The sequence below is a fragment of the Geoalkalibacter sp. genome (genome assembly GCF_030604225.1).
Taxonomy (GTDB): Bacteria; Desulfobacterota; Desulfuromonadia; order Desulfuromonadales; family Geoalkalibacteraceae; genus Geoalkalibacter.
Window position 1 is genome coordinate 1 of sequence record NZ_JAUVWH010000154.1, and the last position, 6,805, is coordinate 6,805.

The 6,805-nt window shown below is 64.3% G+C and carries 8 protein-coding genes; all 8 read left to right on the forward strand.

The genetic code is table 11. The annotated features are described in order from the left end of the window. Positions 1-833 (forward strand): ATP-binding response regulator (locus QAT43_RS13500; protein WP_305043607.1); only part of this gene is annotated, 833 nt, incomplete at its 5' end. Between the two features lie 112 nt (positions 834-945). Then, positions 946-1,476, forward strand: a complete 531-nt coding sequence (gene hslV, locus QAT43_RS13505) for an ATP-dependent protease subunit HslV (protein ID WP_305043608.1) — start codon at positions 946-948, stop codon at positions 1,474-1,476. Beyond that, on the forward strand, positions 1,473-2,804 hold the full coding sequence (hslU, locus tag QAT43_RS13510; protein ID WP_305043609.1) for an ATP-dependent protease ATPase subunit HslU: 1,332 nt from the start codon (positions 1,473-1,475) through the stop codon (positions 2,802-2,804). Before hslV ends, hslU begins: the two co-directional genes overlap by 4 nt. Positions 2,805-2,878: 74 nt before the next feature. Further along, the gene (gene argB, locus QAT43_RS13515; RefSeq protein WP_305043610.1) at positions 2,879-3,769 is read left to right on the forward strand and encodes an acetylglutamate kinase; all 891 of its coding nucleotides are present in this window, start codon (positions 2,879-2,881) and stop codon (positions 3,767-3,769) included. Then, positions 3,766-4,959 carry an acetylornithine transaminase gene (locus QAT43_RS13520; protein ID WP_305043611.1) on the forward strand — a complete coding sequence of 398 codons (1,194 nt, stop codon included), beginning with the start codon at positions 3,766-3,768 and terminating at the stop codon, positions 4,957-4,959. The genes argB and QAT43_RS13520 overlap by 4 nt, the downstream gene beginning before the upstream one ends. Positions 4,960-5,072: 113 nt before the next feature. Then, positions 5,073-5,981 (forward strand): ornithine carbamoyltransferase, encoded by a 909-nt coding sequence (gene argF / locus QAT43_RS13525; RefSeq protein WP_442900269.1) that lies wholly within the window; start codon positions 5,073-5,075, stop codon positions 5,979-5,981. Then, positions 5,978-6,631: an RDD family protein gene (locus QAT43_RS13530; protein ID WP_305043613.1), complete on the forward strand. Its 654-nt coding sequence runs from the start codon at positions 5,978-5,980 to the stop codon at positions 6,629-6,631. Before argF ends, QAT43_RS13530 begins: the two co-directional genes overlap by 4 nt. 50 nt (positions 6,632-6,681) lie before the next feature. Next, a partial coding sequence (locus QAT43_RS13535; RefSeq protein WP_305043614.1) for an argininosuccinate synthase domain-containing protein occupies positions 6,682-6,805 on the forward strand: 124 nt, incomplete at its 3' end.

The following is a 6,805-nucleotide window of genomic DNA, read 5'->3' on the forward strand; positions in this document are numbered from 1 at the left end:
CCGACAAGGAGATCATCCTGCAGGCCCTGCAGGCCGCCGCCGACGATTTCATCAGCAAACCCATCAACCTGCTGCAACTGCGCACCACCATCAACCGCGTCCTGGAAAAAAAGGCCCTGCGCGCCGAGCTTTTGTCCCTCAAGCGCATGGACCGGCTCAAGACCGAATTTCTCGGCCTCATCTCGCACAAGCTCAAGACGCCGACCACCGCCATTTCCCTGTTCATGCAGAATCTCGCGCAGGGCATCGGCGACGCGAGCGACCCAAGCTTTCAGACAACCCTGCGGATGATTCTCGAGGAGTCGGCCTACCTGGAAAGCCTGATTCAGGACCTGCTCGCCTTCAGCCAAGTGATCCTGCGCGAGGGACCGCCGCGCCTCGCCGAGGTCGACACGGCCGCCCTGTGCCGCGAGCTCATCGGCAGTCTGCGCCCGCGCGCCCAGGCCAAGAACATCGACCTGGTCCTGGACCTCGACCCGGCCCTGGGTCCAATTCATACCGACCGCGAGCAGCTGAGCTTCGCCCTGTTCGCGCTGCTCGACAACGCGATCAAGTTCACCAACAGCGGTGGCAGCGTCAGCCTCCAGGCAACCCTCGGGGAACCCGGCCTGCGCCTGGAGGTGCGCGACACCGGCGTGGGCATCGCCGCCGAGGAACTGCCGCGGGTTTTCGAGAAGTTCTACCAGATCGACCCTGCCCGCACCGGCCAGGTACGCGGCTTCGGCCTTGGCCTGTTCTATGCCCGCAGCTTCGTGCACAATCTGGGCGGCAGCCTGAGCCTCGAAAGTGAGCCCGGCCGCGGCACCACCGCCGTCCTGACCCTGCCCCGCTGATTTTTTTCCCGCCGGATTTTGCCCGAATTTTGCCTTTGTAGGATCGGGGCGCTGTGTTATATTCTCGATATTTTTCCGCGGCCGGGCCGCTTTTTTTTATCCGGGAGGATTCATGTTTCACGCAACCACCATCCTCTGCGTGCGCAAGGACGGCGTCGTGGCCCTGGCCGGTGACGGTCAGGTGACCTTCGGCAACACGGTGATGAAGCATTCGGCGCGCAAGATCCGCACCATGAACGACGGTCGGGTGCTCGCCGGGTTCGCCGGCAGCGCCGCCGACGCCTTTACCCTGTTTGAGAAATTCGAGGGCAAATTGCAGGAATTTCGCGGCAACCTGACCCGCGCCGCCGTGTCCCTGGCCAAGGACTGGCGCACCGACCGCGTGCTGCGCCGCCTCGAGGCCCTGCTGGTGGTGGCCGACCGCGAATCGACCCTGGTGATCAGCGGCGCGGGCGACGTCATCGAGCCTGACGACGGCATCGCCGCCATCGGCTCGGGTGGCCCCTTTGCCCTGGCCGCGGCGCGCGCCCTGGCGGAGCACTCACCCCTGGGTGCGGGAGAAATCGCCGAGCAGGCCATGCGCATCGCCGCCGGCATCTGCATTTACACCAACGACCAGATCAAGCTGGAGACCCTGTCGTGAACAACTTCACCCCAAGGGAGATCGTATCCGAGCTCGACCGCTACATCGTCGGGCAGAACGCCGCCAAGCGCGCCGTGGCCATCGCCCTGCGCAACCGCTGGCGTCGCCAGCAGGTTCCCGCCGAGCTGCGCGACGAAATCGCCCCGAAAAACATCATCATGATCGGCCCCACCGGCGTGGGCAAGACCGAGATCGCGCGGCGCCTGGCCAAGCTGGCCCAGGCGCCCTTCATCAAGGTCGAGGCGAGCAAGTTCACCGAGGTCGGCTACGTCGGCCGCGACGTGGAGAGCATGGTGCGCGACCTGGTGGATCTGGCCATCATCATGGTGCGCGAGGAGGAAGCGGAAAAAGTGCGACTCAAGGCCGAGGATCTGGCCGAGGAGCGCCTTCTCGACCTGCTGCTGCCCGGCGAGAGCGCGGCCCTGCAAATCAGCGAGAGCGAGGGTCGCGAGACCACCCGCGACAAGCTGCGGCGCAAGCTGCGCATGGGCGAGCTCGACGACCGCCTGGTGGAAATCGACATTCAGGTGAGCAAGACGCCCTCCCTTGAGGTCTTTACCCCTCAGGGCATGGAGGAGTTGGGATCGAGCTTCAAGGAGATGTTCGGCAATCTCTTTCCGAAGAAGAACAAGCGCCGCCGGGTGCGCGTCAGCGAGGCACGCGAACTGCTCATCGAGCATGAGGCCGAGCGCCTGGTGGACATGGACAAGGTCAAGGCCCTGGCCAAGGAACGCGTCGAGCAGAGCGGCATCATCTTCATCGACGAGATCGACAAGATCGCCGGCTCCGAGCATGGCCGCGGCCCCGACGTCTCGCGTGAGGGGGTGCAGCGCGACATCCTGCCCATCGTCGAGGGCAGCACGGTCAACACCAAGTGCGGACCGGTGCGCACCGATCACGTGCTGTTCATCGCCGCCGGCGCCTTTCACATCAGCAAGCCCTCGGACCTGATTCCAGAGCTTCAGGGCCGCTTTCCCATCCGCGTCGAACTGGAGAGCCTCGGCGAGGCGGAATTCGTGCGCATCCTCAGTGAACCGAAAAACGCCTTGACGCGTCAGTATCGGGCGCTTTTGGCCACCGAGGGGGTGGATCTGGTGTTCACCGAGGATGCGGTGGGCGAAATCGCCCGCACCGCGCAACTGGTCAACGAGCGCACCGAGAACATCGGCGCGCGGCGCCTGCATACGATTCTGGAGAAGATGCTCGAGGAGCTCTCCTTTCGCGCCCCGGAGCTGGGAGCCAAGCAGATGACCATCGACGCCGCCTACGTGCGCGACAAACTGGCGGACATCGTCAAGGACGAGGATCTGTCCCGGTATATCCTGTAGGGGCGGATTGCATCCGCCCTGGGCGCACATCAGTGCGCCCCTACACCCACAACCGCCAACCACGGATTGCCGACATGCAGGAAATCATCGCCAAAGCCAACGTTCTGCTCGAAGCCCTGCCCTGGCTCAAGCGCTTCTCCGGCGCCACCATCGTCATCAAGTACGGCGGCAACGCCATGGTGGAGGATCGCCTCAAGGAGAGCTTCGCCCAGGACATCATCCTGATGAAATTCATCGGCCTCAATCCGGTGGTGGTGCACGGCGGCGGGCCGCAGATCGGCAAGCTGCTCAAGGCCCTGGGCAAGGAGTCGCGCTTTGTGCAGGGCATGCGCGTCACCGACCGCGAGACCATGGACGTGGTGGAAATGGTGCTCGGCGCTCAGGTCAACAAGGAGATCGTCAACAACATTAACCGCCACGGCGGCAAGGCAGTGGGGCTCACGGGCAAGGACGGGCGACTGCTCATCGCGCGCAAGATGGAGATGACCCAGATCAACCCCGACACCCTGACCCCGGAAATCATCGACATCGGTCATGTGGGCGAGGTGGAAAGCGTCAATCCGGCGATCATCGAAGCGCTGGAAAAAAGCCATTTCATCCCCGTGATCGCACCCATCGGCGTCGGCCTCAACGGCGAAACCTACAACATCAACGCCGACCTGGTGGCGGGCCGCATCGCCGGCGCCCTGCGCGCCGAAAAATTGATCCTGCTCACCGACGTGGAAGGGGTCAAGGACAAGGAGGGGCGGCTGATTTCGACCATCGACGTGGAGCGCGTGCCCGACCTGATCAACGACGGCACCATCACCGGCGGCATGATCCCCAAGGTCAACTGCTGCGTGGATGCGGTGGAGGAGGGCGTGCACAAGACCCACATCATCGACGGGCGCATGGAGCATGCCTGCCTGCTGGAAATCTTCACCGACAAGGGCGTCGGCACTGCCGTGGCGAGGTTCAAGAAATGAGCAACTCCGCACAATGGATCGAGAGGGCCGAGCGGCATATCGCCAGAACCTACGGCCGCTATCCCCTGGTGGCGGCGCGGGGCGAGGGCTGCCGGCTGTGGGACGTGGACGGCAAGGAGTATCTCGACTTTCTCGCCGGGGTGGCGGTGAACAACCTCGGCCATTGCCATCCCAAGGTGGTCAAGGCCTTGCAGGAACAGGCCGCGACCCTGCTGCACGTCTCCAACTATTTCCACATCCCCGCCCAGATTGAGTTGGCCGAGCTTCTCTGCCGCCACTCCTTCGGCGACCGGGTGTTTTTCTGCAACTCGGGCGCCGAGGCCAACGAGGCGGCCATGAAGCTGGTGCGCAAGCATAGCCGCGAAGCCCATGGCGAAAATCGCTTCGAGGTGATCACCGCCCTGGCCTCCTTTCACGGACGCACCATCGGCACCATCGCCGCCACCGGCCAGGACAAGGTCCGGGTCGGCTTCGAGCCGGTGGTGCCGGGCTTCAAGTACGTGGCCTTCGGCGACATCGAAGCCCTGCGCGCCGCCGTGTCGCCCAACATCTGCGCCGTGATGCTCGAACCCGTACAGGGCGAAGGGGGCGTCAACGTGCCGCCGCCCGGCTACCTGCGGGCGGTGCGCGAGCTGTGCGACGCCAAGGACCTGCTGCTGGTCTTCGACGAGGTGCAGGTGGGCTGCGGCCGCACCGGAACGCTCTTCGCCTACGAGCAGGAAGGGGTGGAGCCCGACATCATGACCCTGGCCAAGGCCCTGGCCGGCGGCCCGCCCATCGGCGCCATGGTCTATCGGGAAAAATACGTCGAGACCCTGGGTCCCGGCACCCACGGCTCGACCTTCGGCGGGAATCCCCTGATGACCGCCGCCGGTGTCTCCGCCCTGCGCACCCTGCTGGAGGACGGCGTGCTCGACAACTGCCGGGCCATGGGCACCTATCTGCGGCAGCGTCTGGAAGAATTCAAGCAGCGCTACGCTTTTATCGTCGAGGTGCGCGGCCGCGGTCTGATATATGGGATGGAACTGTCCATCGAGGGCGGCGACATCGTCAAGAAATGCCTGAGCCGCGGCCTGCTGCTCAACTGCACCATGGGCAAGGTGCTGCGTTTTCTGCCGCCGCTTATCGTCACCCGGGAAGAGATCGACGAGGCGCTGGCGATACTTGAGAGCGTGTTGCAAGACATCTAAAAAAACCTTTCACCGCAAAGACCGCGGAGAGCGCCGAGGGAAAAAAACCTTTTCTGATTTTCTCAGCGATCTTGGCGACCTCCGCGGTGCAAAAGAGTTTGAGGAGTTTGATTTTGAAAAAAGACTTTTTGTGTTTGACTGATTGGCGCCGCGAGGAGTTGGAAGCGATTTTCGACCTGACCCGCGAGCTCAAGGCCAAGCAGAAGCGCGGCGAGGAGCATCATCTGCTCAAGGGCAAGACCCTCGGCATGATTTTCGAGAAAAGCTCGACGCGCACCCGCGTATCCTTCGAGGTCGGCATGTTTCAGTTGGGCGGCCACGCCCTGTTTCTCTCCTCGGGCAACACCCAGATGGGGCGCGGCGAGCCCATCAAGGACACGGCGCGCTGCATGGCGCGCTACGTCGACGGGGTGATGATCCGCACCTTTTCCCAGGCGGCGGTGGAAGAATTCGCCGCGTGCAGCAGCGTGCCGGTGGTCAACGGCCTCACCGATCTCTACCATCCCTGCCAGGTGATGGCCGACCTGTTCACCGTCAGCGAGCAGCGCCCCAACTGGCGCGAACTCGTCTACTGCTGGATCGGCGACGGCAACAACATGGCCAATTCCTGGATCAACGCGGCCGCCGTGTTCGGCTTCGAGCTGCGCGTCGCCACGCCCGACGCCTACCGGCCCGATGCCGCCGTCATGGAGCGGGCGCGCCAACGGGGCGCGCGCGTCAGCTACACCGCCAGCCCCGCCGAAGCGGCGCGCGGCGCCCACGTCCTCAATACCGACGTGTGGGCGAGCATGGGCCAGGAAGCCGAGCAGAAGGAACGCGAAATCGCCTTCCAGGGCTACCAGATCAATGCCGGCCTGCTGAAAAGCGCCGCCGCCGATTGCCTGGTCATGCACTGCCTTCCCGCCCATCGCGGCGAGGAGATTACCGACGAGGTCATCGAGGGTCCGCACTCCATCGTCTTTGACGAGGCGGAAAACCGCCTGCATGTGCAAAAGGCCATTCTCGCGACGCTCATGGCATGACCCTGACCTGCCCCGCCTGCGGCTTCAGCCGCGAGATCGCGCCGGAGCGCCTGCCCGAGGGTCCGGCACGGGTCACCTGCCCGCGCTGCGCGGAGGTGTTTCGCTATCCGGCCGCTGCTCGGGCGCCCAGGGAACAGGGGAACATTGGCGCGCCGCCGCAATCCGAGGCGGAATATGCTAAGGTTAGGGTGGCGCCGGAGCAGGGGCCTGAAGCACCGGCGACGAGCCTGCCCGCCGGCTTCTGGCTGCGGGTGACGGCGGCCCTCATCGACGGTCTACTGGTGAGCCTGGTGCAGATGGTGCTCGGCGGCCTGCTCGGCTGGGCCGGACGCACCGCCCTGGGGCCGGGTCCGGAAACCACCCACCTCATGGTCCTGACCCTGGGTCTGTTTAATTTCGCCCTGTGGCAGACCTACAAGGTGTTTTTCACCGGCTATTGCGGCCAGACCCCGGGCAAGATGGCCCTGCGCATCCAGGTGGTGCGGGAGGATGGTCGGCCCGTCGGTTACGCGCGGGCCTTCGTGCGCGAGGTGATCGGCAAGTTCATTTCCGGGGCGCTGTTCGGCATCGGCTTTCTCATGGTCGCCTTCGACCGTCGCAAACAGGGTCTGCACGACCGACTGGCGGCCACCCTGGTGGTCAAACTCTAAGGAAGGCTCTGGTTTTCACCCTTCCCATTTCAACCTCAGGAGACACGTTCATGTCCAAGAAGGGAAGCGTCAACAAAGTCGTTCTGGCCTACTCGGGGGGCCTTGACACCTCGATCATCCTCAAGTGGCTGGTGGAAGAGTACGGCTGCGAGGTCATCGCCTATTCCGCCGACC

Coding starts and splice junctions, on each gene's coding strand:
- hslV (WP_305043608.1), top strand. CDS start 946: ATGTTTCACGCAACCACCATCCTCTGCGTGCGCAAGGACGGCGTCGTG.
- argB (WP_305043610.1), top strand. CDS start 2,879: ATGCAGGAAATCATCGCCAAAGCCAACGTTCTGCTCGAAGCCCTGCCC.
- QAT43_RS13520 (WP_305043611.1), top strand. CDS start 3,766: ATGAGCAACTCCGCACAATGGATCGAGAGGGCCGAGCGGCATATCGCC.
- QAT43_RS13530 (WP_305043613.1), top strand. CDS start 5,978: ATGACCCTGACCTGCCCCGCCTGCGGCTTCAGCCGCGAGATCGCGCCG.